Origin of the sequence: Rhizobium alarense (assembly GCF_021555155.1) — a bacterium.
In the GTDB taxonomy this organism is placed as follows: Bacteria; Pseudomonadota; Alphaproteobacteria; order Rhizobiales; family Rhizobiaceae; genus Rhizobium_D; species Rhizobium_D alarense.
Genome location: NZ_JAKGBU010000022.1, coordinates 27,375 through 51,247 on the forward strand (window position 1 = coordinate 27,375; position 23,873 = coordinate 51,247).

The window sequence follows — 23,873 nt, forward strand, 5'->3', positions numbered from 1 at the left end:
GTAGGCAGTAGGCAGTAGGCAGTAGAGTGTCGAGGCTGGTGGAATCTGCAAGCACAAAAGCTCTGCTTTCCCAGACCTAACGCCTACTGCCTAAATCTCACTTCGTATTGTACGGCCCCTCGTCAAAGCCGAGATAGATCTTGGTGAAACCGCCGGCGCCGCCGGGGATCGTGACATTGGCGTTCGTGAAGACGAACTGCGTCGTGCCGCTGTCGGCCGGGATCGTGACCGGCAGCTGGGTCAGCTCGGAAAACAGCGTCGTCGTGCCGTCGCTTACGGCGACGCGGATCGGCAGGTTGATGGTGCCGGACGAGCCGGCAGGCCCCTCGACGAGACGGCCCTGCGCCATGACGGTGATCTTGATCTCGCTCGCAGTCTGAATGCACTGGCGCGTCGTGTCGACGAGGGTCGCCTGGTAGGTGACGCCCTCCGGATCGCCGCTCTTCTTACCCTTGGCATAGGCGCGGTGCACCGCCGTCCCGTCGCGCAGGTAAACCTGCGGGCAGGCGCCCTGGATGACGGCGGGAAGCTGGTCGCCGGTCGATGCCTGCTGCTGCGTCGTGTTTTCCGGCGTGACGCCAACGTCGGTCGCCTTGTCGGTCTGGCTGCAGCCGGCAATCACCGCGAGAAGCGAGATGCCGAGGAGGCGGCGACTATTCATCTGGAACACGTGACTTTCACTCCTGCCTGCGCAATCGTCCGGCTTCACGGCGCACGATCGATACTGTCGAAACGGGCCTTTTCAGGGCCCGCGCGGATGGTCTATAGCAGCGGCGTGAAAAAAAATCGATCTGCGAATGGCGGACCTTCGACAATTTGCCGGCCGAAAACCGCGCAACCCGGGCAGGTGCGGGCTGCGAGCCCGTCATGCACTGCCGCAACGGGAACTGCGCACACCGAAACCGGATGCTAGAAGGACGACGCATCGATGCCCGCGACAGTCGAGGACATGCGCCCTCCCCGCCGCCTGTTCGCAACGACCGCCTTTGCGCCCCGCCGGGCGCCCAGCAAGGATGACAGACCGTGAAATACGTATCGACCCGGGGCGAGGCCCCCTCCCTCGGTTTTCGTGACGCGCTGCTGACAGGGCTTGCGCGCGACGGCGGCCTCTACGTGCCGAAGGACTGGCCGAGCTTCTCGAAGAAGGAAATCCGGGCGCTGCGCGGCAAATCCTACCAGGAGATCGCCTTTGCGGTTCTCTCCCCCTTCGTCGACGGCGAGATCGAGGAGACAGCCTTCCGCGCGATGATCGACGAGGCCTATGCCACCTTTCGCCACCCGGCGATCGCCCCCCTCGTCCAGACCGGGCCGAACGCCTTCGTGATGGAGCTTTTCCACGGCACGACGCTCGCCTTCAAGGACGTGGCGATGCAGCTCCTCGCCCGGCTGATGGACCACGTGCTTGCCGAGCGCGGCGAACGGGCGACCATCGTCGGCGCGACCTCGGGCGACACGGGCGGCGCGGCGATCGACGCCTTTGCCGGGCGCGACCGCACCGACATCTTCATCCTCTTCCCGCATGGCAAGGTCTCGCCGGTGCAGCAGCGCCAGATGACGACCTCGACGGCGGCGAACGTGCATGCGCTTGCCGTCAAGGGCAATTTCGACGACTGCCAGGACCTCGTGAAGGCGATGTTCAACGACGGGCCGTTCCGCGACCGCATGGCGCTTTCCGGCGTCAACTCGATCAACTGGGCGCGCATCATGGCGCAGATCGTCTATTATTTCACGACGGCCATCGCGCTCGGCGGACCGGACCGCAAGATCTCCTTCACTGTGCCGACCGGCAATTTCGGCGACATCTTCGCGGGCTACGTCGCGAAGAAGATGGGCCTGCCGATCGACCGGCTGGTGGTCGCCACCAACGACAACGACATCCTCGCCCGTGCGTTGAAGTCGGGGCGCTACGAGATGCGGGGGGTCAAGGCCACGACCTCGCCGTCGATGGACATCCAGATATCCTCCAACTTCGAGCGGCTGCTGTTCGAGGCCCACGGCCGCGACGCCGGCGCGGTCCGCAACGCGATGGCCGGGCTCAAGCAGTCCGGTGCCTTCGAGATCGGCGAGAAGGCGCTTGCCGCGATCCGCAAGGAGTTCCGGGCCGGCCGCGCCAGCGAGAAACAGGTGGCCAAGACCATCAGGGACACGCTTGCCGCGACCGGCTACCTGATCGACCCGCACACCGCCACCGGCGTCTTCGTCGCGGCGAAGAACGAGAAGCCGCGTTCGCCGATGGTAACGCTTGCCACGGCCCATCCGGCGAAATTTCCCGCCGCGGTAAAATCGGCCTGCGGTATTGACCCGGCGCTTCCGACGTGGCTTGCTGACCTCATGCAAAGGGAGGAGCGCTTCGAAGTGCTGGATGCGGACCTGAAGACGGTCGAGACTTTCATCGCCGACCGTGCGCGCATCCGGGGCTAACGATCGCGGAAAGACGGATGATGAAAGTAGAGTGTACCCGGCTCCCGTCCGGGCTGACGGTAGTAACCGAGGCGATGCCCCATCTCGAGAGCGTTGCCCTGGGCGTCTGGATCAAGTCCGGTTCGCGCAACGAAACCGTCGACGAACATGGCATCGCCCATCTTCTGGAGCACATGGCCTTCAAGGGCACCTCGCGCCGGAGCGCGCGGGAGATCGCCGAGGAGATCGAGAATGTCGGCGGCGAAGTGAACGCCGCCACATCCACCGAAACGACCTCCTACTACGCCCGGGTCCTCAAGGACCACGTGCCGCTGGCGATCGACATCCTTGCCGACATCCTGACGGAATCGGTCTTCGACGACGAGGAACTGCGGCGCGAGAAACACGTCATCCTGCAGGAGATCGGCGCGGCGAACGATACGCCCGACGACGTGGTCTTCGACAAGTTCTCCGAAACCGCCTATCGCGGCCAGACGATCGGCCGGGCGATCCTCGGCACGCCGGAAACGGTCCTCTCCTTCCAGCCGAACCAGATCCGCAACTATCTCGGACGCAACTACACGACGGACCGCATGTTCGTCGTGGCCGCCGGCGCCGTCGAGCACGAGAGCTTCGTGCGGGAGGCGGAAGCCCGGTTCGCGCGGCTGCCGCAGACGCCGAACGCACCGCCTGTGCTCGAGGAAGCCCGCTATTCCGGCGGCGACGTGCGCGAGACCCGCGACCTGATGGACGCGCAGGTGCTGTTCGGCTTCGAGGGCAAGCCCTACCACGCCCGCGATTTCTACTGCTCGCAGATCCTTGCCAACATCCTCGGCGGCGGCATGTCCTCCCGCCTGTTCCAGGAGGTCCGGGAGCACCGCGGCCTCTGCTATTCGGTCTATGCCTTCCACTGGGGCTTTTCCGATACCGGCATCTTCGGCATCCACGCGGCAACGGGCGGCGAGAACCTGCCGGAACTCGTTCCCGTCATCATCGACGAGCTTCGCAAGTCCTCCGACCGGATCGACCAGCAGGAGATCGACCGGGCGCGGGCCCAGATCCGCGCGCAGCTTCTGATGGGCCAGGAAAGCCCGGCGGCGCGCGCCGGCCAGATCGCCCGCCAGATGATGCTCTACGGCCGGCCGATCCCGAACGAGGAACTGATGGAGCGCCTCGCGGGCATCACGACCGAGCGGCTGACCGATCTTGCCGGGCGGCTGTTCTTCGACACGGCGCCGACGCTTTCGGCGATCGGACCGCTCGACCATCTCGCCTCGATGAGCGACATCGTGCGCGGCCTGTCGCGTCACACGCCGCTGCAGCGCGCGGCAAGCTGACCTGTTCCGGCAACAACGGGTTTGACGGGGTCGCGGCTGCTGGCTTAGAGTTCCCGAACATGCGGCCGCGGAACGGCCGGCCCGGCACTGGCGCACGGCGGCCATGCCCGGCAGTCGTGGCGGAGGCGTCGGCATAGATGGCGAGATCGGTCTTTCGGTTCCTGTCGCGGCAGTCCGATGCCTTCGAGCTCGCCGACGAACACCATCTCCTGCGCCTGCCCCGCTATGCCGACTATCGGCAGTGGTATCCGCTGCGCTCCGAAAGCCGGCGCTTCCTCGAACCCTGGGAGCCGACCTGGCGGGGCGACGAGCTGACGGAGGGCGCCTTCCGCTCGCGGGTGAACCGCAACGAACAGGAATACGAATCCGGCCAGGCCGTGCCGCTCCTGCTCTTTTCGCGGCCCGAGCAGGTGCTGCTCGGCGGTATCACCATCGGCTATATCCGCCGCGGTTCGGCGCAGTGCTGCATGATCGGCTACTGGATGGGCGAGCCTCACGCCGGCAAGGGACACATGCTCGCGGCGCTCCGGCTGGTCATTCCCCACATCTTTGGCCCGCTTCAGTTGCACCGCATCGAGGCAGCCTGTATTCCGGACAACGTGAGAAGCATCCGCCTCCTTGAAAAGGCCGGCTTTCAGCGCGAAGGCTATCTCAGGGAGTATCTGAAAATAAACGGGGAATGGCGCGACCACGTCATGTATTCGTTGCTTGCCATGGACGCCCGGTCGTGAGCCTCCCTGCCCGCGACGGACCCCTTGGCGGACGCCGCCCCGGCCATAGGACCATGCTCTATCGATGACCCTTCACAACGCGTCGCCACTGCTGCCCGCCAGCCGCAGGCTTGCCGCCATTCTGCTCATGGCGATACTGACCTGGGCCGGCCTTTCCGCGACGCCGGCGGGCGCCGTGGAACCGGTGCAGATTTCGCGTGACGACACGGCGCTCGACCTGACGGCGACGACGGAGATCTATGCCGGCCGCGAGGGCGCCTTCCAGGTCTCGACGGCGCCGGGCACCGACGGCATCGTGCGGCGCATCGAAGTGCGACCGACCTCCGAGACCCATGCCGGCGACTGGGCCGTCTTCGCGCTCGCCAACGTATCGGAGGAGCAGCTCGAACGCGTGATCGTCGCGCCGCATTTCCGACTCGTGCGCTCCAAGCTCTTCTGGCCGGACCTCGGCGCCCAGCGCATCCTCTCGATCACGCCGAGCGAAGGTTTCGCGCTGGACCGCGAGCCGAGCGAGGAGGCGGACGTCTTCCGCATCACGCTGAACCCCGGCTCGGTGGTGACCTTCGTCGCGGAACTCGCAACGCCGGAACTGCCGCAGATCTATCTCTGGGAGCCGGACGCCTACAAGGACACGGTCAACGCCTTCACGCTCTACCGCGGCATCGTGCTCGGCATTGCCGGTCTGCTCGCGGTGTTCCTCACCATCCTCTTCGTCGTCAAGGGCACCTCGATGCTGCCGGCGACGGCGGCACTCGCCTGGGCGGTGCTCGGCTATATCTGCGTCGACTTCGGCTTCCTCTCGAAGCTCATCAGCGTGACCGCCGGCGACGAACGCATATGGCGGGCGGGAACGGAGGTGTCGCTGGCCGTCGGCCTCGTCGTCTTCCTGTTCACCTATCTCAACCTCAACCGCTGGCACACGCACCTCTCCTACGCGACCTTCGCCTGGATCCTCGGCCTCGGCCTGCTCTTCGGCGTCGCGATCTACGACCCGCCGATCGCGTCCGGCATCGCGCGCCTCTCCTTCGCGCTGACTGCCTCGGCCGGCATCGTGCTCATCGCCTATCTCGGCTTCAACCGCTACGACCGCGCCATCCTGCTCGTGCCGGCCTGGTCGCTGATCCTCGTCTGGCTGTTCGGCGCCTGGCTCACCGTCACCGGCCGGCTCGACAACGACATCGTGCAGCCGGCGCTCGGCGGCGGGCTGGTGCTGATCGTGCTGCTCATCGGCTTCACCGTGATGCAGCATGCCTTTGCCGGCGGCGGCTACGGCCAGGGCCTGTTCTCCGATCTCGAACGCCAGTCGCTGGCGCTGACCGGCTCGGGCGACACGGTCTGGGACTGGGACGTCGCCCGCGACCGGGTCGTCACCATCCCCGACATCTCGATCCAGCTCGGCCTTTCGCCGGGCTCCATGCACGGACCGGCGCGCAACTGGCTGCCACGGCTCCATCCGGACGACCGGGACCGCTTCCGCGCGACGCTCGACGTGCTGCTCGAACACCGCAAGGGCCGCCTCAACCACCAGTTCCGGGCCCGCGCCGAGGACGGCCACTATCACTGGCTTGCCATCCGCGCCCGGCCGGTGCTGGGCGCCAACGGCGAGATCATCCGCTGCGTCGGCACGATCATCGACATCACCGAACAGAGGAACTCCGTCGACCGGCTGCTGCAGGACGCGCTGCACGACAACCTGACCGGCCTGCCGAACCGCCAGATCTTCCTCGACCGCCTGCAGGCGCTGCTCGTGCTGACGGGCTCCGACGCCGTGCGTCCGACCGTGCTCGCGATCGACATCGACCGCTACAAGCAGGTCAACGACGCGCTCGGCATCGCCGCCGGCGACAATATCCTCGTCGCGCTGACGCGCCGGCTGCGGCGGCTGCTGAAGCCGCAGGACACGCTGGCGCGGCTTTCCGGCGACCAGTTCGGCCTGATCCTGCTTTCCGAGCGCGACCCCGCGAAGGTCGCGGATTTCGCCGATGCGGTGAGCAAGGCGATCATGGTGCCGCTCACCTTCGGCAACCGCGAGATCATCCTCACCGCATCGATCGGCCTCGTCTCCTGGGTCGACCAGCAGCAGGATGCGACGGGCCTGCTCAACGACGCCGAGCTTGCCATGTTCCGCGCCAAGAAGGCCGGCGGCAACCGCGTCGAACCCTTCCGCCCCGCTTTCCGCACGATGGGCACCGACCGGCTGCAGCTCGAGACGGATCTGCGCCGCGCGCTCGAGCGCAAGGAGCTCTCCCTCGTCTACCAGCCGATCGTCAGGCTTGCCGATGCGGAGATCGCGGGCTTCGAGGCGCTGATGCGCTGGGACCATCCGAAGCGCGGCAACATCTCGCCGGCCGAGTTCATCCCGGTTGCCGAGACCTCCAACCTGATCAGCCAGCTCGGCATGTTCGCCTTCGACAAGGCGGCCGGCGACCTGATGGACTGGCAGCTCCAGACGGGAGAGCTGCCGATCTTCGTCTCCGTCAATCTGTCGAGCGCCCAGCTTCTCAACAACGACCTCTACAACGACGTGAGGGCGGTGCTCTCCAAGACGCGCTGCGAGGCGCACAAGCTGAAGCTGGAACTGACGGAATCCGTCGTGATGGAGAATGCCGAGCAGGCGCGGCTGGTGCTCGACAAGCTGCGCGAGGCCGGCCTCGGCCTGGCGCTCGACGATTTCGGCACCGGCCATTCGTCGCTCGCCTATCTGACACGCTTCCCCTTCGACACGATCAAGATCGACAAGGCGCTGATCCGTGACGGGTCGGACAAGCGCGCCGTGCTGCTGCGCTCCGTCGTCTCCATGGCGCGCGAGCTGGAGATGCAGGTCGTGGCGGAAGGCATCGAGACGGAGGAGGACGCCATCGAGCTCGCCGGCATGGGCTGCGAATACGGCCAGAGTTACCTCTTCGGCCCGCCGATCGGCTACGATTCCGTCCTCCGCCTGCTCAAGGAGCGCTTTCCGCTGATGAAGCGGGCGTGAGTTCAGCACGCAGCGCCCGGTGTCATGCCTTGGGTCCGACGGGTTGCGGCACCTCCTGCCAGCCTTCGCCGGACAGCACGATGCAGCTCAGGCCGGCCGCCGTCGTGACGACGATGGTCCAGCTTCCGCGATCCGAGACGTAGATTTCGACCACCGCCTGGGGATTGATGAGGCCGAAGGCCGACAGGTGCTCCGTATGCACGCTGCCGAGAAAGCCCGTGACGGCGCCGCGGCCGGCACAATTGTGCGGGGTCTGGGCGCCGGCGGTTCCGGGAAAGGCCGTCATCGTTGCCGCCAACATGACGGCGCCGAAAAGGCCATGAGTCATATTGCGTAACATGACGCACCTCCTTTCGCCGGGTAACCCGGCAGAAGAGGTGATTTCCGCTGGCCTTCTGCCGGTCTCCGGCATGTCGTGGCCGCTTGCGGGCGCGGGATGCGGGGCGCAGGCGCCACGTCGCTATTATACCGCAGGTCGATCCCGCTTCAAAGAAGAACCATACGGTTGATGAAGTCGAGCTTGGCGACGACCGGCGGCGGCAGCACGAAGGGATAACTGTCCGGCTGTCCCATGGAGCGCTGAATGGCGTTCATGACGACGCTGAGCGGCACCCAGGCCTCGACCAGCCTGCCGGCATCGGGTGCGCGATAGGGATCGAAGGTCACCTCGGCTTCCAGCTCCTCGTGGCCCTTCGGGTCCGTGTTGAGGCCGAAGGCGCGGGCCGTCTCCAGCGTGTCGACGATATGGAAGAAATGCGCCCAGCACTCGGCGAAGTCCTCCGCCGGATGGCAGCTCGCATAGGTGCTGATGAAATGCTGCCGCCAGTCGGGCGGCGGGCCCTGCTCGTAGTTGCGCTGCAGGGCTGTCGCATAGTCCTCCCGCTCGTCGCCGAAAAGCCTGCGCGCCTCGGCGAGGGTCGCCTCGTCGCGCACGAGCTGCGTCCAGTAGAAATGACCGATCTCGTGGCGGAAATGGCCGAGCAGCGAGCGGTACGGCTCGTTCATGGAAACCCTTACGCCTTCCCGCACGACGTCGTCGGCCTCGGCGGCACGCAGGCTGATGAGGCCATCCTCGTGGCCGGTCATCGCCGGCACGATGGCGCCGTTGGCATCGACCTCGTCGGCGAGGAAGTCGAAGACGAGACCGCCCTCCGGCTGCTCGGCGCGCGTCGGACGCGGCAGGTTCCAGCGCAGCAGCGAGTAGAAGAGATGGCGCTGGGCCTGGCAGATGCGCCGCCAGCGCTCCCGGCCCTGCGGGTCCGTCATCGGCACGATGCGGTTGTGGCGGCAGGCGACGCAGAGCGTTTCGGCGCCCTCTGCAGGCACCAGCCAGTTGCAGACGTCGATCGCCGCGTTGTGGCAGAAGCGATAGTCCTGCGGGCCGTCGCCGGTCACCTGCCACCGGTCGCCGCCGACGGGCACGAGCGCATGCAGCGCGACGTCGTCGGCCCGGAAACCGAGCATGGCGCCGCACCGTATGCACTGCCTGTTGTCGAAGTGGATCGTCTGGTCGCAATTGGCGCAGCGAAAAAGCTTCATCGGGTTCCCCAGCCGGAAGAAGCGCCCGGCGGCGGCAAGCCGCACGGACGCTTGATTTCCCGCCGCCACAAACCGGCGGCGGGCTATAGATGTGGCATTCAGAGACGGCCGACGGCACCCTCGACCGCGTCCTTGGCCTTGCCGGCCGCCTTCCGGGTCCTGCCCTTGACCTTGTCAGCGATGCCGCCCATCGCACGGCTCTTTCGTTCGACCGCACGATCCTTCATGCGGGCCGGAAACGGGCGCCGCCGTGACTTGTTCCTTGGGTCTCGGGAGAATGCCGGTCAGGCGTGGCCGGCCTCGCTGGACAGCATGGCCGGCGAAATGCCCATATGGGCGAGCACGCGGTCATACTTGTCCTCGAGCCGCATGTCGAAGATCATGTCCTCCTCGGCCGGGCAGGTCAGCCAGCCGTTGGCGCCGATCTCGCCTTCGAGCTGACCCGCGCCCCAGCCGGCATAGCCGAGCATCATCAGGCCGCGGCGCGGCCCCCGGCCGCGCGAGATGGCGCGCACGATGTCGAGCGTCGCCGTCAGGCAGATGTCGTCGCTGACGGGAATGCTGGATTCCGACATGTAGTCGTCGGAGTGCAGCACGAAGCCGCGTCCGCTCTCCACCGGGCCGCCGCTGCGGATCGGAAAATCGCGGGTGTCGCCCGGCAGGCGGATGACCTCACCCTCGTCGAGCAGCTGCAGGTGAAGGAGCACGTCGGAGAAGCTCAGGGGCTGCGGCCGGTTGATGACGAAGCCCATCGCGCCGTCATCGGAATGGGCGCAGATATAGACGACCGTGCGCTCGAAATTCTTGTCGAGCATGCCCGGCATGGCGACCAGGAACTGGCCGTCAAGAAATCCGCGTTCGCGATTGTGCCGCAGCATGGGAATGACCATAATTGCACAGCCTACCAATTCACGGGCAAATGAAAAGCGTCGAATCCGCCTTTCGGGTAAATTACGCGTGGTCCGATTGCCGCCCTTCTTTGGAGCTAAAGCGGGATCGTTTCCGATCAACCGCTTGCGGACGGGCGGGTGCAGAATTCGTTGAAATGCGGCCGTGGGGCCGCCGAGAGATGTGCATGAAGTTTTCCGTTCTCAGTCTCCTTCTTCTCTGCCTCGTCGGCATCGTCGCCCCCCGGGATGCCGGCGCCGCGGCGTCGCAATGGGTGGAGAGCCAGGGCGGGCGCGTCCGTCTCGTCACCCTGCCGGCCGATGCCGAGGGAAACATCCGCGGCCTTCTCGACATCAGGCTCCTGCCCGGCTGGAAGACCTACTGGCGCGATCCCGGCGAAAGCGGCATTCCGCCGGAAATCGCCCTGCCGGATGCCGCCGGCGTCACGCTGGAAAAGATCGGCTTTCCGCTGCCGAAGCGCTTCGACGACGGTACGACGCGTTATGTCGGCTATGACCGGTCCGTGGGACTGCCGCTGGCGCTCCGGTCGTCGGGCGGTTCGCAGGCGGTGACGGCATCGGTCTTCCTCGGCATCTGCAAGGAGATCTGCATCCCGCTCCAGGCGAACCTGACGGCCGATGCCGGCGGGGAGAGCTTTGCGAACCCGCTGGACGTGGCGGCGGTCGAGCAGGCCGAGGCGCGGTTGCCCGCGGCCGCCGGCGGAGCCTTCCGCGTGACGGCCGCGTCCTGGGATGCGCAGCAGCAGCATCTCTCGGTGACATTCATCGCACCGGCCGGCGGACACCTGCCGGAGGCCTTCGCCTCGGGCGACGGCGGGCTGCAGTTCGGCGCCGCGGTCGTGACGATCGCCGCAGACGGCGGCTACACGGCGCGCATACCGCTCGTCCACAAACCGAAGGCGCTCGACCTCCCCGCCGCCACGATCCTCTTCACGGCGGAAAGCGGCGACACGGCGATCGAAACGCCGCTTGCCTTGGATTGATCATCGCCTATAGTCCGGCCGAACGCGACCGGGCGCACTGCCCAACGAAGGGAGACAGGAACCGTGACAATCGCCGTCGGAGACAAGCTGCCATCGCTGACGATCAAGGAACGCACGCCGGACGGGCCGGCGGAGGTCTCGACCGACGACCTTTTCCAGGGCAGGCGCGTCGTGCTCTTCGCGGTGCCGGGTGCCTTCACGCCCACCTGCTCGCTCAACCACCTGCCGGGCTATCTGGAAAACCGCGACGCGATCCTTGCCAAGGGCGTCGACGACATCATGGTGCTGTCGGTCAACGACCACCACGTGATGGGCGCCTGGGCCACCCATACCGGCGGCGCCGGCAAGCTGCGCTTCCTCGCCGACTGGGACGCCGCCTTCACCAAGGCAATCGGCATGGATGCCGACCTCTCCGCCGGCACGCTCGGCATCCGCTCCAAGCGCTATTCGATGCTTGTCGAGGACGGCGTCGTAAAGACGCTGAACGTCGAGGAAAGCCCCGGCCAGGCCACCGTCTCGGCAGCCGCGGCAATGATCGGGCAGCTCTGAATAGCCAGGTCGACCGAAACGTCATCCCGTCTGACGAACCACCGATGCCCGGGCATGTCGTCCGGGCATTTTTGATGTGCGTTGCCGCAGAGACGACGAGGACCGGCAACCGATGGACGACGGCCCCTGGCGCAAACCCAAACAGGGCCGGCCGGCCCCCGAAACGCGGTCCGCGATCAACCGCCTTACCCTACACGGCGATCAATCGCAGAGCCTGGGGTGCGGTCGGGTCAGGTGTGGAGACCGGGCGGCTCTGCCTCCCGAGCCATCAAGGGCGGCGAACATGATAGCCATACCGATCCCCTGCCTTCCAACATCTTCGGTCATGAGAACCGCCCCGAAAAGGCAGGTGTCGAAACGCACGTCATTGGTAGGGCCGGCATCACGCTCACCATGCCGCGCCGATCTGGCTATGCTCTCGCCGGTCGCCCCTTGAACGGCTCCATGCCCTTGCGCGCGAGCTCGTCGGCGCGTTCGTTCTCCGGGTGGCCCGCATGGCCCTTGACCCAGTGCAGCGTCACCTTGTGGCGGCCGCGCACCTCGTCGAGCGCCTGCCACAGCTCGCCGTTCTTCACCGGCTTCCTGTCGGCGGTCTTCCAGCCGTTCCGCTTCCAGCCGTGGATCCACTTCTCGATGCCGTCCATGACGTATTTCGAGTCGGTGTAGAGGTCGACCTCGCAGGGCGCCCGCAGCGCGCTCAGCGCCGTGATCGCGGCCAAGAGCTCCATGCGGTTGTTGGTCGTCTGCGCCTCGCCGCCGAAAAGCTCCTTCTCGGTCTCCCCGTAGCGCAGCACCGCGCCCCAGCCGCCGGGGCCGGGATTGCCGGAGCAGGCCCCGTCGGTGAAGATATCGACATGTTTCATCGCGAAAGCCCGTATTCGGCGGCGTTGGCCACCTGCCTGTGGAAGCGCAGCTTGCGCAGATATTCGAGCGGGTCCTTCTTGACCACCAGCGCGCCCGGCGGCGTCATCAGCCAGTCGTAGAGCCGGGTCAGGAAGAAGCGCAGCGCCGCGCCGCGCGACAGGACCGGCAGGGCGGCGGCCTCGGCATCGGAGAGCGGCCGGATGCTTTCATAGCCGGCGAGCAGCGCCATGCCCTTCGTCAGGTTGAAGGAGCCGTCCTTCTCGAAGCACCAGGCGTTCAGGCAGACGGCGACGTCGTAGGCCAGCAGGTCGTTGCAGGCGAAATAGAAGTCGATGAGGCCGGACAGCCGGTCGCCGATGAAGAAGACGTTGTCCGGGAAGAGGTCCGCATGGATGACGCCGGCCGGCAGCGCCATCGGCCAGCGGTCTTCCAGCAGGGCGAGTTCGGCCCCGATCTCCGCCTGCAGGCCGGCCTCCACCTCGTCGGCCCGCGCCTCGGACCTCTCCCAGAGCGGCCGCCAGCCGTCGACCGACAGCGCGTTTCTGCGCGTCAGCGCAAAGCCCTCGCCCGCCACATGCATCGCGGCCAGCGCCCGGCCGACCTCGCGGCAATGTTTCGCCGCCGGCTTGCGAAGCCACATGCCCTCGAGGAAGGTGATGATCGCCGCCGGCCGGCCGGAGAGTTCACCGAGCAGCGCGTTGTCCTTGCGCGGCAGCGGCAGCGGGCAGGAAAGCCCCTTTTCGGCCAGATGGTGCATCAGGCCGAGGAAGAACGGCAGGTCGTCGCGGTCGACCCGCTTCTCGTAGAGCGTCAGGATGAAGCTGCCGGCGGTCGTGTGCAGCAGGAAGTTGGAGTTCTCGACGCCCTCGGCGATGCCCTTGTAGGACAGCAGCGTGCCCGCGTCATAGGCGGTCAGGAAGCGGGCGAGATCGTCCTCGGAAATATCGGTATAGACTGCCAAAATCGTTCACTCGAATAAGACGCGGGCGCGCCGGGGTCCGTCAATCAATCTCCGTTGACGAAGGCCATGTCGGCCGGCGTCAGGGCAATATTACGCAGCTCGCGGTTGACGAGGAAATTCTCGTTCTCCTCGACCGTGTCGGCCAGCTCCACGGTCGCCGCGTAGCGGGCCCGGAAGGCCTCGATGATCTCGTTGACGATGACCTCCGGCGCCGATGCCCCCGCCGAGAGCCCCACCGTACGGATATCGCCGAGCGCGTCCCAGTCGATTTCCGACGCGCGCTGGACCAGGATCGACTGCGTCGCGCCGGCGCGCAGGGCCACCTCGACGAGGCGCTTGGAATTCGAGGAGTTAGGCGCTCCGACGACAAGGAAGAGGTCGCAGCCGGGGGCCGCCTGCTTCACCGCCTCCTGGCGGTTGGTCGTCGCATAGCAGATCGAATCGGCGGCCGGCGCCGTCAGGTTGGGAAAGCGCTCCTGCAGCTTGGCGATGACGCCCGCGGTATCGTCGACCGACAGGGTCGTCTGCGTCACGAAGCCGAGATTGTCGGGGTCCGCCGGCGCATAGACCGCGGCATCGTCCACGGTCTCGACCAGGGAGACGGAGCCTTCCGGCAACTGTCCCATCGTACCGATCACTTCCGGATGGCCGGCATGGCCGATCAGCACGACATGGCGGCCGAGCCGCTGGTGGCGCATCGCCTGCTTGTGGACCTTGGAGACAAGCGGACAGGTGGCATCGAGATAGAAGAGGTTGCGCGCCTGCGCGTCGGCCGGCACGGATTTCGGCACGCCATGGGCCGAGAAGACCACCGGCTGGGCACGGTGCTCCTCCGGGATCTCGTCCAGCTCCTCGACGAAGATCGCGCCCTTGGCCTCCAGCCCCTCGACGACGTAGCGGTTGTGCACGATCTCGTGGCGGACATAGACCGGCGCGCCATAGGCCTTCAGCGCCAGCACGACGATCTGGATCGCCCGGTCGACGCCGGCGCAGAAGCCGCGCGGGCCGCAGAGGCGGATGGTGAGCGGCGCTTTGACCATGGCGTTCATGTCAGTAGCTCAGCGCGACGAAGAGCATGGCCAGCATGGCGGGCGCGCCCTGCACATAGAGGATGCGGCGGCTCACCGTATGGGCGCCGTAGGCCGCGGCCGCCACGACGCAGAGCAGGAAGAACACTTTGAGCTGGAAAGAAAACAGCGGGTCCGGGTGCAGCAGCCCCCACACCAGACCGAGCGCCAGGAAGCCGTTGTAGAGGCCCTGGTTGGCGGCAAGCGTCGCGGTCGCCGCAGCCTTCTCCTCGTCCATGCAGAAGATGGCGCGGCCCCGCGGCGTCGTCCACAGGAACATCTCCAGATAGAGGAAACCCGCATGCAGGAGGGCCGTCAGCAAGACGAGGGTGTTGGCGATCGCGGTCATCTGTCTCGTTTCGTCCTGTCCGGCCTATCGCCGGCTTTCGGCCGGTTTAGCACAAAACCCGCCCGTTGAAAGGCTCCGGCGCGCCGTTTGCCACCGGGGGCCGGCCGGCCGTTGCGCAGCGTTCTCTGCGGTCATGCGAAGGTCGCCTGTCTCCGCCAAGGAGTGTTCCTCCCCCTTATTCGGTTCTGAAACGAAAAGCTATCAGTACGCCGGCAAGGGCCAGCGCAAGGCCGTACCAGGTCACAGCATATTGAAGGTGGCTGTTCGGCAGGTCGAACTGCGTGACGCCGCCGATCGGAAGTCCGTTCGGATTGGCGGTCGCGTCGGCGTCGACGAAGAAGGGCACGACGCGGGACGAATCGAAACCGTCGCTCGCCGCCATCTGGTCGATGTCCTTCCAGTAGAAGATGTTGCGCGCCGGATCGTTGTCCGGCACCAGCCAGGACGGCTTGCCGGAAAGCCGGTCGCGCGCCAGCCCGGTTACGGTCTGCGGGCCGGTGAGCTGGCCCTGCTTGCGCATCTCCGGCTCCTTGTTCTCATAGGGGACGAAACCGCGGTTGACGAAGAGGACACGGCCGTCCGCGAGCGCGAGCGGCGTGTAGACGTGGTAGCCGGTGACGCCGTTCCAGGTGGCGAAGAAATGCCGTTCGCGATTGTTGAGGAAGGTGCCCGTCACGGCAACGGGGCGATATTCGATGTCGCCGCCCGCAGCCTTCATCGCCTCGATTTCGGCCAGTGGCACCGGCGTCGCGACGCGCCGTTCGGCGATGTCGGCGATCAGCGTCTCCTTCCAGTGGAGGCGCTGGACCTGCCAGGTGCCGAGCGACAGCAGAATGGCGAAGACAAGCGCGATGCCGAGTGCCGCGAGTATGCGGCCAACCGGATGTGACGATTCCTGCCGTTCCGCGACGTCAGCCACGGTCGATCTCGCCCGGCCGCGCACTGTTGCGGTATTGCAGCGTGATCAGCACGCCCTTCAGAATGCGGGTAAGCGCCAGACTGAAGAGGACCGCAAGCGGGATCCATAGGATGAAGTGAACCCAGAGCGGCGGATTGACGTTCACCTCCATCCAGAGCGCCGCGCCGACAACGATGAAGCCGACGATCAGGATAACGAAAACGACGGGGCCGTCGCCGGAATCGGCAAAGGAATAGTCGAGGCCGCAGCCGGCACAGCGCGGCTTGACCTTCAAAAATCCATCGAACAGCTTTCCCTGGCCGCAGCGCGGGCAACAGCCCTTGATGCCGGCGCCAATCGGCTCGACGGGCGGGTAGAGTGCCTTGTCCTCGTTCATCGGATGCTCCCGGTACCTGGCGGTGCCTCTGCGGCAGCGCTCGTTCCGCTGTAGGTAGCGCCTCGCATGCGCCATGTCCAATGCGCCGACTGCGGCAAAGGGCGCGGTTCGCCGGCGCGTCGCCCGACCTGCCCCGCAACGAAAGGCGGCCGCATTGCTGCGGCCGCCGGAATGCGGGATCCAAGAAAGCCCGGGGCTCAGTGGACCGGTGCGCCCCAGCCACCCCAGATGTAGATGGAGAAGAACAGGAACAGCCAGACCACGTCGACGAAGTGCCAGTACCAGGCCGCCGCCTCGAAGCCGAAATGCTGCTTCGGCGTGAAATCGCCACCGAGCGCGCGCACGAGGCAGACGGTCAGGAAGATCGTGCCGACGAGCACGTGGAAACCGTGGAAGCCGGTCGCCATGAAGAAGGTCGCGCCGTAGATCGAATCCTTGAAGGCGAACGGTGCGTGAGCGTATTCGTAGCCCTGCACGAAGGAGAACAGCGCGCCGAGCAGAACGGTCAGCGTCAGCCCCTGGACGAGACCCCTGCGGTCGCCGTGCAGCAGCGCATGGTGCGCCCAGGTGACACAGGTGCCGGAGAGCAGCAGGATGACGGTGTTGTAGAGCGGCAGGTGCCAGGGATCGAGCACCTCGATGCCCTTCGGCGGCCACTGGCCACCGGTGAACTCGGTGCGCGCTGCCTGGATGGCTTCGCCGGCAAAGAGGCTCGCATCGAAGAACGCCCAGAACCAGGCGACGAAGAACATCACTTCCGAGGCGATGAACATGATCATGCCGTAGCGCAGGTGCAGCGACACGACGCGGGTGTGGTGTCCCTCGTGCGCTTCCTTCACCGTATCGGCCCACCAGGCGTACATGGTGTAGAGCGTGATCACCAGGCCGATGACGAAGATCCACGGATTGGCGAGCTCCAGGCCGAAGATCTTCAGCGAGCTGCCGGCGAGGTAGCGCATGTAGACGATGCCGCCGATCGCCAAGATGAAGGCGCCGATCGCGGCAAGCAGCGGCCACGGGCTCGGGTCGATGATGTGGTAGTCGTGGTTCTTCTGATGCGCATCGGCCATGTGACTTATCCCCGAATGTATCGCGTCGTTCCCGACATAGCCGGAAACGCCTGTCTGATCAAAGCTTGTTTGCGGCCTTCCCCGCCTCGTCCGACACGGCAGCAACGGGTTTCGTGCCCTCGTGCGGATAGAAGGTGTAGGAAAGCGTGAGCGTGTGGATGTTCTTCGTCTCGACCGGCTCGACGATCGCCGGATCGACGAAGAAGACGACCGGCATGAGCATCTCCTCGCCGGGTTTCAGCATCGTCTCCGTGAAGCAGAAACACTGGACCTTGTTGAAATAGGCGCCGGCGGACTGCGGCGTGACGTTGAAGGTCGCCTGGCCCTTCGTATCGCGCGTCGAAAGGTTGCGGGCGCGGTACATGACCTGCACGGTCTCGCCGATCTTCAGTTCCACTTCGCGCTGGACGGGTTCGAACTGCCAGGGCAGGCCCGGCGCGGTATTGGCATCGAAGCGTACCTTGACCGTGCGGTCGAGCACCACGTCCGACATCTGCTCGACGCGCTGCGTCGTGCCGCCGTAGCCGGTCACCTTGCAGAACATCTCGTAGAGCGGCACGGCGGCATAGGCCATGCCGACCATCGCCACGACGAAGGTCAGACAGGCCGCAACGATCGTGCCGTTGCCGAGCTTGCCGTTGGTCTGCGGGGCATCGCTCATCGGCCTACTCCACCATGCCGCCGGCGAATTTCACCAGCGTGACGATGTAGAACAACACGACGAGGCCGCCAAGCGTCAGCGCGAGCGCGATGTTCCGGCCCCGGCGCGACTTCTTCTGCCTGTCGTTGAGCGTTACGGTTTCCATCGGCTCCCTCACAGCAGCTTGGCGATCAGGTGATCGCCGATCAGCGCTAAGAAGACGGCGAAAAGGTAAAGGATCGAAAAGGCGAAGAGCTTCTTGGCCGGCACCATGGCGCGGTCGGCTTCCGGCATGCGCAGCACACCGATGGAATACCAGACGAACCCGAGGCCGAGCGCCGCGGCGAAGAGCCCGTACCAGAGGCTCGCGAAGCCGAGCACGGCGGGAACCACGGCGATCACCGCGGTCAGCACCGCATAGATGACGATCTGGACCTTGGTGGTCGCCTCGCCGGCCACGTTCGGCAGCATGGGGACGCCGACTGCGCCATAGTCGCGCATCTTGAAGAGCGCCAGCGCCCAGAAATGCGCCGGCGTCCAGAGGAAGGTGATGAGGAAGAGCACGATGCTCTCGATCGAGACGCCGCCCGTGACGCAGGCCCAGCCGATCATCGGCGGGAAGGCGCCCGCCGCACCGCCGATGACGATGTTCTGCGGCGTCGAGCGCTTCAGCCACATCGTGTAGACGACCACGTAGAAGAAGATGGTGAAGGCGAGAAGCCCGGCGGAGAGCCAGTTGACGACGAGGCCGAGGATCACGACCGAGAAGGCGGAAAGCGTCAGGCCGAAGGCGAGCGCCTCTTCCGGCCGGATGCGGCCCGACGGGATCGGCCGGCTCGCCGTGCGCGACATGACGGCGTCGATGTCGGCGTCGTACCACATGTTCAGGGCACCGGAGGCTCCGGCGCCCACGGCGATACAGAGGATCGCGATGAAGCCGATCAGCGGGTTGATATGGCCGGGCGCGAGCACGAGGCCGGCGAGCGCGGTGAAGACGACAAGCGACATGACGCGCGGCTTCAGGAGCTCGAAATAATCGCGCGGCGACGCTTCGGAGAGGTAGACCTCGCCCGTCCGCTCAACCGCTTCATTGTGATCGAAGACTGCCATAACCGTCGTCCCGGGCCGTTCGGCCGCTCCCGGCGGGCAGGTGCCCGTCCGATTGGCGAGGCCGCCAAGCTGGCGGCCTCTCTATGGTTCCTGGATCCTACTTGATCCGCGGAAGCTGCTCCCACTGGTGGAACGGCGGCGGCGAGGAAAGCTGCCATTCCAGCGTGTTCGCACCCTCGCCCCACGGGTTGTCGCCGGCGACGCGCTTCTTCGCGAAGGCCTCGAAGAGGCCGAAGAGGAAGATGAGAACGCCGACAGCCGAAATGTAGGAGCCGATCGAGGACACGTAGTTCCAGCCGGCGAACGCATCCGGATAGTCGATATAGCGGCGCGGCATGCCGGCAAGGCCGAGGAAATGCTGCGGGAAGAACACGAGGTTCACGCCGACGAACATCACCCAGAAGTGCAGCTTGCCGAGGAATTCCGAATACATGTAGCCGGTCATCTTCGGGAACCAGTAGTACCAGGCCGCGAAGATCGCGAAGACGGCGCCGAGCGACAGCACGTAGTGGAAGTGGGCAACCACGTAGTAGGTGTCGTGCAGCGCCCGGTCGAGGCCGGCGTTTGCGAGTTGCACGCCCGTGACACCGCCGACCGTGAACAGGAAGATGAAGCCGATCGCCCAGACCATCGGCGTCGTGAAGCGGATCGAGCCGCCCCACATCGTGGCAATCCACGAGAAGATCTTCACGCCCGTCGGAACCGCGATGACCATCGTCGCGAAGACGAAGTAGCGCTGCGTGTCGAGCGACATGCCGACCGTATACATGTGGTGCGCCCACACGATGAAGCCGACGGCGCCGATCGCCACCATGGCATAGGCCATGCCGAGATAGCCGAAGATCGGCTTGCGCGAGAAGGTCGAGACGATGTGGCTGATGATGCCGAAACCCGGCAGGATCAGGATGTAGACCTCGGGGTGGCCGAAGAACCAGAACAGGTGCTGGAAGAGGATCGGGTCACCGCCGTTTTCCGGCGCGAAGAAGGCCGTGCCGAAATTGCGGTCGGTCAGCAGCATGGTGATGGCACCCGCCAGGACCGGCAGCGACAGGAGAAGCAGGAAGGCGGTGATCAGCACCGACCAGGCGAAGAGCGGCATCTTGTGCAGCGTCATGCCCGGCGCGCGCATGTTGAGGATCGTCGTGATGAAGTTAATCGCACCGAGGATCGACGAGGCACCGGCGATGTGCAGGCCGAGAATGGCGAAGTCCATCGCGGGCCCGGGCTGTCCGGATGTCGACAGCGGCGGATAGATCGTCCAGCCGCCGCCGACGCCATAGGCGCCTGCCGGCCCCTCGACGAACATCGAGAGCAGCACCAGCAGGAAGGCCGGCACGACCAGCCAGAAGGAGATGTTGTTCATGCGCGGGAAGGCCATGTCCGGCGCGCCGATCATGATCGGCACCATCCAGTTGGCGAAACCGCCGATCAGCGCCGGCATGACCATGAAGAAGATCATGATCAGCGCGTGCGCCGTCGTGAAGACGTTGAACATGTGCTTGCCGCCGTCGAGCGCGGCGTCGCCCTCCATGCCGTAGACCATCGAGGCCAGGCCGTGGAAGATCTGGATGCCCGGCTCCTGCAACTCGGCGCGCATGAAGACCGACAGCGTGCCGCCGACGATGCCGGCGACGATCGCGAAGATCAGGTAGAGCGTGCCGATGTCCTTGTGGTTCGTCGAAAGGAACCAGCGCTGGAAGAAGGAGAGCGGCTTGTGTTCGTGGTGATCGTGATGATCGCCGTGGGTAGCGGTTGTTCCGGCCATGGATCTCACTCCTCGGGATTTACTGCGCGGCGTTTTCGGCGACGTCGACCGACTTGGTCGCGCCGTCGACCGACGCGATCAGAGCCTTGTTGGCCGCACCGAGGTCGGTCGCCGCGGCGGAAAGCCACGAATCGAACTTCTCCTGCGAAACGACGCGGATCGCGATCGGCATATAGGCGTGATCCTTGCCGCAGAGCTCGGAACACTGGCCGTAGAACAGGCCTTCGCGGTCGGCCTTGAACCAGGTCTCGTTGAGGCGGCCCGGAATGGCGTCGATCTTCACGCCGAAGGACGGCATCGCGAAGGCGTGGATCACGTCGGCTGCCGTGACGAGCAGGCGGACGTGCTTGCCGACGGGGACGACGACTTCATTGTCGACGGCGAGCAGACGGGGATAGACGGCCTTGTCGTCCTTGCCGGCGGCGGCGCGATCGCCGTCCTGCAGCAGCAGGCTGTCGAAGGCGAGCGGGCTTTCACCGACCTGGTATTCATAACCCCAGTACCACTGATAGCCCGTCGCCTTCACCGTCAGTTCCGGCTCCTCGGTGGGCGCGAGCTGCTTGGTCAGCAGCTGGAAGGAGGGAATCGCGAGGAAGAGAAGGATGACGACCGGACCAACGGTCCAGACGACTTCGATCGCCGTGTTGTGGCTCGTCTTCGACGGCACCGGGTTGGCGCCTTCGCGGAACTTGACGACGACGATGATGAGAAGAAGCAGGACGAAGAGCGTGATCGGGACGATGAACCAGAGGGTGTACTGCTCGAACCAGCGGATCTCCTCCATGATGGAGGTGGCAGCGGGCTGAAGCCCCTTCTGCCATTCGAGCGGCTGGTCCGCCCAGGCGCCCGAAGCAAAGAGCAGACAGCCGAGAGCGGCCAGACCTGCAAAAGCTTTGTTTTTCACAACGTATCTCCCCGATGCGTTTGACTGGGATCAAACGGAAACGCAGAATCCCTGCTATACCGCTCGCTTAAAATCACAGTTTCCGGCTCGCCGCAACCGCCACGGAGGAAAGCCCGTGCGGCATTTTTGCGCAAAAGCAAGACTGCGGCGGACCGGGCGATTTTTTCCACTATCCTTACAGCACCGGACGCCGCAACGAAAGGCGGAAGGCAGGGCGGACTGCCCAAGCCGGCCCGCTGCCCGCGCTCGTTCCGGCCGCTGCCGCGGCAAGCAATGCGCTTGTCGCGCTTCCGGTCCTATTTCCGCCGTGAAGCACTGGAAATCCACCGTCAGGTCTTTTCATTTCCGGCGGCGCTCTTCAAGAATAGCCTGTCTGATTCGAGTCTTTGAGGTATTCATGGGTTTCGGTTCCCTCCCCTGGCCGGCAAAAGCGGTCCGCAGCCTTGCCGTCCTCGTGGTCGCGGCCGGTTCGCTTCCGGCCATCGCCGCAGCCCAGCAGCCCGGTACGGTCAAGTCGAACCATGGCGCCTGGTCGATCGTCTGCGACCAGCCGGCGGGCGCCTCCGCCGAACAATGCGCGCTGATGCAGAACGTCATCGCCGAGGACAGGCCCGAAGTCGGCCTTTCGGTCGTCGTGCTGAAGACCGCGGACCGCAAGGCGAAGATCCTGCGTGTTCTCGCCCCCCTCGGCGTGCTGCTGCCGAACGGCCTCGGCCTCAACGTCGACGGCAAGGACATCGGCCGCGCCTATTTCGTGCGGTGCTTCTCCGACGGCTGCTACGCCGAGGTCGTGCTCGAGGAAGAGTTGCTGAAGACCTTCCGCTCCGGCGCCACCGCCACTTTCATCGTCTTCCAGTCGCCGGAGGAAGGCATCGGCATCCCGGTCGACCTCAAGGGCTTCGGCGAAGGCTACGACACGCTGCCGTGAGCGGGCTTGCCGCCCGCGACCGGGGGCCTTACATGATCCCCGAACTCAAATCGCGTGCGGAGCTCCCATGAACACCGACCTTCTCTCCCTCTTCGACGCCGACGAGGCGTCCGTGCAGGCGGTGCTTCGGGAGACGCTGAAAAACGCCGACGACGGCGAACTCTTCCTTGAACACGCGCAGGCGGAATCGCTGTCCTTCGACAACGGCCGCATCAAGGGCGGCAGCTTCAACACCGACCAGGGCTTCGGCCTCAGGGCCGTCGCCGGCGAAGCGGTCGGCTATGCCCATTCCGGCGAGATGACGCTCGCGGCGCTGAAGCGTGCCGGCGACGCTGCCTCCGCCGTCTCGCACGGCCATGCCGGCAGCTATGCCGAGCCGCCGCAGGGCACCAACCGCAGGCTCTATGGCGCCGAAAACCCGATCGGCAGCCCGACCTTCGAGGAGAAGGTCAAGCTGCTCACCGGGATCGACGCCTATCTGCGCGCCAAGGACCCGAAGGTCCGTCAGGTGACGGCAAGCGTCGCGGCGAGCTGGCAGGTCGTCAACATCCTGCGCGCCGACGGCCACCGCGTCAGCGACGTGCGGCCGATGACCCGGATCAACGTCTCCGTCGTCGTCGGCGACGGCGACCGGCAGGAGACCGGCTCCTACGGCATGGGCGGGCGCACGAGCTTCGGCGACTTCCTGACGGAGGAAAGCTGGCGGTTCGGCGCCGACGAGGCGCTGCGCCAGGCGCTCGTCAACCTCGAAGCCGTCGAGGCGCCGGCCGGCACGATGGACGTGGTGCTCGCCTCCGGCTGGCCGGGCGTGATGCTGCACGAGGCGGTCGGCCACGGCCTGGAAGGCGACTTCAACCGCAAGAAGACCTCCGCCTTCGCCGGGCTGCTCGGCGAGCAGGTCGCGGCAAAGGGCGTCACCGTCGTCGACGACGGCACGATCGACGACCGCCGCGGCTCGATCACCGTCGACGACGAGGGAACGCCGTCGGCCCACAACGTCCTCATCGAGGACGGCAGGCTGGTCGGCTACATGCAGGACCGCCAGAACGCCCGCCTGATGGGCATGAAGGCGACCGGCAACGGCCGCCGCCAGGGCTACGCCCATCGCCCGATGCCGCGCATGACCAACACCTACATGCTCTCCGGCGACCGGACGCCGGAGGAAATCATCGCATCGGTGAAGAAGGGCATCTATGCCGTCTCCTTCGGCGGCGGCCAGGTCGACATCACATCGGGGAAATTCGTCTTCGGCTGCACCGAGGCCTATCTCATCGAGGACGGCAAGGTCGGCGCTCCGGTCAAGGGCGCCATGCTGATCGGCAACGGGCCGGACGCGATGAAGCGCGTGACGATGATCGGCAACGACACGAAGCTCGATACCGGCATCGGCAATTGCGGCAAGGCCGGCCAGTGGGTGCCCGTCGGCGTCGGCCAGCCGCATCTCCGGATGGACCAGATCACAGTCGGCGGCACCAGGGCCTGAGAACGGTCGCGGA

General features: G+C 65.8%; 24 protein-coding genes. 8 read left to right on the forward strand and 16 right to left on the reverse strand.

From position 1 onward, the window contains the following. Positions 1-97 precede the first annotated feature (97 nt). Positions 98-661 carry a hypothetical protein gene (locus tag LXM94_RS09175; protein ID WP_235770886.1) on the reverse strand — a complete coding sequence of 188 codons (564 nt, stop codon included), beginning with the start codon at positions 659-661 and terminating at the stop codon, positions 98-100. Between the two features lie 362 nt (positions 662-1,023). Between LXM94_RS09175 and thrC the strand changes: the two genes are divergently transcribed. The 4 genes from thrC to LXM94_RS09195 all read left to right on the forward strand — a co-directional run bounded on the left by thrC (position 1,024) and on the right by LXM94_RS09195 (position 7,445). Further along, entirely contained in the window at positions 1,024-2,421 is a 1,398-nt protein-coding gene (gene thrC, locus LXM94_RS09180) for a threonine synthase (RefSeq protein ID WP_235770887.1), read from the forward strand. 17 nt (positions 2,422-2,438) lie between these two features. After that, positions 2,439-3,737, forward strand: a complete 1,299-nt coding sequence (locus tag LXM94_RS09185) for a M16 family metallopeptidase (RefSeq protein WP_235770888.1) — start codon at positions 2,439-2,441, stop codon at positions 3,735-3,737. 137 nt (positions 3,738-3,874) lie between these two features. Continuing rightward, a complete protein-coding gene (locus LXM94_RS09190) occupies positions 3,875-4,468 on the forward strand; it encodes a GNAT family N-acetyltransferase (protein ID WP_235770889.1) in 594 nt (197 codons plus the stop codon). A 127-nt stretch (positions 4,469-4,595) separates the two neighbouring features. Beyond that, on the forward strand, positions 4,596-7,445 hold the full coding sequence (locus LXM94_RS09195) for an EAL domain-containing protein (RefSeq protein ID WP_268965067.1): 2,850 nt from the start codon (positions 4,596-4,598) through the stop codon (positions 7,443-7,445). A 22-nt stretch (positions 7,446-7,467) separates the two neighbouring features. Here LXM94_RS09195 and LXM94_RS09200 read toward each other — a convergent pair whose 3' ends face one another. The 3 genes from LXM94_RS09200 to LXM94_RS09210 form a co-directional block, all read right to left on the reverse strand. After that, on the reverse strand, positions 7,468-7,785 hold the full coding sequence (locus LXM94_RS09200) for a hypothetical protein (RefSeq protein WP_235770891.1): 318 nt from the start codon (positions 7,783-7,785) through the stop codon (positions 7,468-7,470). A 146-nt stretch (positions 7,786-7,931) separates the two neighbouring features. After that, positions 7,932-8,984 carry a zinc-binding metallopeptidase family protein gene (locus tag LXM94_RS09205; RefSeq protein ID WP_235770892.1) on the reverse strand — a complete coding sequence of 351 codons (1,053 nt, stop codon included), beginning with the start codon at positions 8,982-8,984 and terminating at the stop codon, positions 7,932-7,934. Positions 8,985-9,268: 284 nt separating this feature from the next. Further along, positions 9,269-9,862 (reverse strand): YqgE/AlgH family protein, encoded by a 594-nt coding sequence (locus LXM94_RS09210; RefSeq protein WP_408015612.1) that lies wholly within the window; start codon positions 9,860-9,862, stop codon positions 9,269-9,271. Between the two features lie 197 nt (positions 9,863-10,059). Between LXM94_RS09210 and LXM94_RS09215 the strand changes: the two genes are divergently transcribed. After that, positions 10,060-10,875: a protein-disulfide reductase DsbD domain-containing protein gene (locus LXM94_RS09215; protein ID WP_235770895.1), complete on the forward strand. Its 816-nt coding sequence runs from the start codon at positions 10,060-10,062 to the stop codon at positions 10,873-10,875. A gap of 63 nt (positions 10,876-10,938) precedes the next feature. Then, positions 10,939-11,424 carry a peroxiredoxin gene (locus LXM94_RS09220; protein WP_235770896.1) on the forward strand — a complete coding sequence of 162 codons (486 nt, stop codon included), beginning with the start codon at positions 10,939-10,941 and terminating at the stop codon, positions 11,422-11,424. Between the two features lie 410 nt (positions 11,425-11,834). Here LXM94_RS09220 and rnhA read toward each other — a convergent pair whose 3' ends face one another. From rnhA to coxB, 12 genes are all read right to left on the reverse strand, one after another. Then, positions 11,835-12,287 (reverse strand): ribonuclease HI, encoded by a 453-nt coding sequence (rnhA, locus tag LXM94_RS09225; protein WP_235770897.1) that lies wholly within the window; start codon positions 12,285-12,287, stop codon positions 11,835-11,837. Further along, the gene (locus tag LXM94_RS09230; RefSeq protein ID WP_235770898.1) at positions 12,284-13,249 is read right to left on the reverse strand and encodes a homoserine kinase; all 966 of its coding nucleotides are present in this window, start codon (positions 13,247-13,249) and stop codon (positions 12,284-12,286) included. The genes rnhA and LXM94_RS09230 overlap by 4 nt, the downstream gene beginning before the upstream one ends. Positions 13,250-13,293: 44 nt before the next feature. Next, positions 13,294-14,298: a 4-hydroxy-3-methylbut-2-enyl diphosphate reductase gene (gene ispH / locus LXM94_RS09235; RefSeq protein WP_235770899.1), complete on the reverse strand. Its 1,005-nt coding sequence runs from the start codon at positions 14,296-14,298 to the stop codon at positions 13,294-13,296. A gap of 1 nt (position 14,299) precedes the next feature. Continuing rightward, on the reverse strand, positions 14,300-14,665 hold the full coding sequence (locus LXM94_RS09240; RefSeq protein ID WP_235770900.1) for a DUF1304 domain-containing protein: 366 nt from the start codon (positions 14,663-14,665) through the stop codon (positions 14,300-14,302). A 175-nt stretch (positions 14,666-14,840) separates the two neighbouring features. Beyond that, positions 14,841-15,608 carry an SURF1 family protein gene (locus LXM94_RS09245; RefSeq protein ID WP_408015613.1) on the reverse strand — a complete coding sequence of 256 codons (768 nt, stop codon included), beginning with the start codon at positions 15,606-15,608 and terminating at the stop codon, positions 14,841-14,843. Then, positions 15,577-15,960: a DUF983 domain-containing protein gene (locus LXM94_RS09250; protein ID WP_235770901.1), complete on the reverse strand. Its 384-nt coding sequence runs from the start codon at positions 15,958-15,960 to the stop codon at positions 15,577-15,579. Before LXM94_RS09250 ends, LXM94_RS09245 begins: the two co-directional genes overlap by 32 nt. Positions 15,961-16,157: 197 nt before the next feature. Next, complete coding sequence (locus LXM94_RS09255) at positions 16,158-17,030, reverse strand: cytochrome c oxidase subunit 3 (RefSeq protein ID WP_235770902.1); 873 nt, start codon at positions 17,028-17,030, stop codon at positions 16,158-16,160. 58 nt (positions 17,031-17,088) lie between these two features. Beyond that, complete coding sequence (locus LXM94_RS09260) at positions 17,089-17,691, reverse strand: cytochrome c oxidase assembly protein (RefSeq protein ID WP_235770903.1); 603 nt, start codon at positions 17,689-17,691, stop codon at positions 17,089-17,091. A 4-nt stretch (positions 17,692-17,695) separates the two neighbouring features. Then, on the reverse strand, positions 17,696-17,836 hold the full coding sequence (locus LXM94_RS09265; protein WP_235770904.1) for a hypothetical protein: 141 nt from the start codon (positions 17,834-17,836) through the stop codon (positions 17,696-17,698). A gap of 8 nt (positions 17,837-17,844) precedes the next feature. Then, positions 17,845-18,780 carry a heme o synthase gene (locus tag LXM94_RS09270; protein ID WP_235770906.1) on the reverse strand — a complete coding sequence of 312 codons (936 nt, stop codon included), beginning with the start codon at positions 18,778-18,780 and terminating at the stop codon, positions 17,845-17,847. Between the two features lie 97 nt (positions 18,781-18,877). After that, positions 18,878-20,545 (reverse strand): cytochrome c oxidase subunit I, encoded by a 1,668-nt coding sequence (ctaD, locus tag LXM94_RS09275; RefSeq protein WP_235770908.1) that lies wholly within the window; start codon positions 20,543-20,545, stop codon positions 18,878-18,880. A gap of 19 nt (positions 20,546-20,564) precedes the next feature. After that, a complete protein-coding gene (coxB, locus tag LXM94_RS09280) occupies positions 20,565-21,449 on the reverse strand; it encodes a cytochrome c oxidase subunit II (RefSeq protein WP_235770910.1) in 885 nt (294 codons plus the stop codon). Between the two features lie 397 nt (positions 21,450-21,846). Between coxB and LXM94_RS09285 the strand changes: the two genes are divergently transcribed. After that, positions 21,847-22,377 (forward strand): invasion associated locus B family protein, encoded by a 531-nt coding sequence (locus tag LXM94_RS09285; protein WP_235770911.1) that lies wholly within the window; start codon positions 21,847-21,849, stop codon positions 22,375-22,377. A gap of 67 nt (positions 22,378-22,444) precedes the next feature. Further along, on the forward strand, positions 22,445-23,860 hold the full coding sequence (gene tldD / locus LXM94_RS09290) for a metalloprotease TldD (protein ID WP_235770913.1): 1,416 nt from the start codon (positions 22,445-22,447) through the stop codon (positions 23,858-23,860). The last annotated feature ends 13 nt before the right edge of the window (positions 23,861-23,873 follow it).

Coding starts and splice junctions, on each gene's coding strand:
- LXM94_RS09175 (WP_235770886.1), bottom strand. CDS start 661: ATGAATAGTCGCCGCCTCCTCGGCATCTCGCTTCTCGCGGTGATTGCC.
- LXM94_RS09185 (WP_235770888.1), top strand. CDS start 2,439: ATGATGAAAGTAGAGTGTACCCGGCTCCCGTCCGGGCTGACGGTAGTA.
- LXM94_RS09190 (WP_235770889.1), top strand. CDS start 3,875: ATGGCGAGATCGGTCTTTCGGTTCCTGTCGCGGCAGTCCGATGCCTTC.
- LXM94_RS09195 (WP_268965067.1), top strand. CDS start 4,596: ATGGCGATACTGACCTGGGCCGGCCTTTCCGCGACGCCGGCGGGCGCC.
- LXM94_RS09200 (WP_235770891.1), bottom strand. CDS start 7,785: ATGTTACGCAATATGACTCATGGCCTTTTCGGCGCCGTCATGTTGGCG.
- LXM94_RS09205 (WP_235770892.1), bottom strand. CDS start 8,984: ATGAAGCTTTTTCGCTGCGCCAATTGCGACCAGACGATCCACTTCGAC.
- LXM94_RS09210 (WP_408015612.1), bottom strand. CDS start 9,862: ATGCTGCGGCACAATCGCGAACGCGGATTTCTTGACGGCCAGTTCCTG.
- LXM94_RS09215 (WP_235770895.1), top strand. CDS start 10,060: ATGAAGTTTTCCGTTCTCAGTCTCCTTCTTCTCTGCCTCGTCGGCATC.
- rnhA (WP_235770897.1), bottom strand. CDS start 12,287: ATGAAACATGTCGATATCTTCACCGACGGGGCCTGCTCCGGCAATCCC.
- ispH (WP_235770899.1), bottom strand. CDS start 14,298: ATGAACGCCATGGTCAAAGCGCCGCTCACCATCCGCCTCTGCGGCCCG.
- LXM94_RS09240 (WP_235770900.1), bottom strand. CDS start 14,665: ATGACCGCGATCGCCAACACCCTCGTCTTGCTGACGGCCCTCCTGCAT.
- LXM94_RS09250 (WP_235770901.1), bottom strand. CDS start 15,960: ATGAACGAGGACAAGGCACTCTACCCGCCCGTCGAGCCGATTGGCGCC.
- LXM94_RS09255 (WP_235770902.1), bottom strand. CDS start 17,030: ATGGCCGATGCGCATCAGAAGAACCACGACTACCACATCATCGACCCG.
- LXM94_RS09260 (WP_235770903.1), bottom strand. CDS start 17,691: ATGAGCGATGCCCCGCAGACCAACGGCAAGCTCGGCAACGGCACGATC.
- LXM94_RS09265 (WP_235770904.1), bottom strand. CDS start 17,836: ATGGAAACCGTAACGCTCAACGACAGGCAGAAGAAGTCGCGCCGGGGC.
- LXM94_RS09270 (WP_235770906.1), bottom strand. CDS start 18,780: ATGGCAGTCTTCGATCACAATGAAGCGGTTGAGCGGACGGGCGAGGTC.
- ctaD (WP_235770908.1), bottom strand. CDS start 20,545: ATGGCCGGAACAACCGCTACCCACGGCGATCATCACGATCACCACGAA.
- LXM94_RS09285 (WP_235770911.1), top strand. CDS start 21,847: ATGGGTTTCGGTTCCCTCCCCTGGCCGGCAAAAGCGGTCCGCAGCCTT.
- tldD (WP_235770913.1), top strand. CDS start 22,445: ATGAACACCGACCTTCTCTCCCTCTTCGACGCCGACGAGGCGTCCGTG.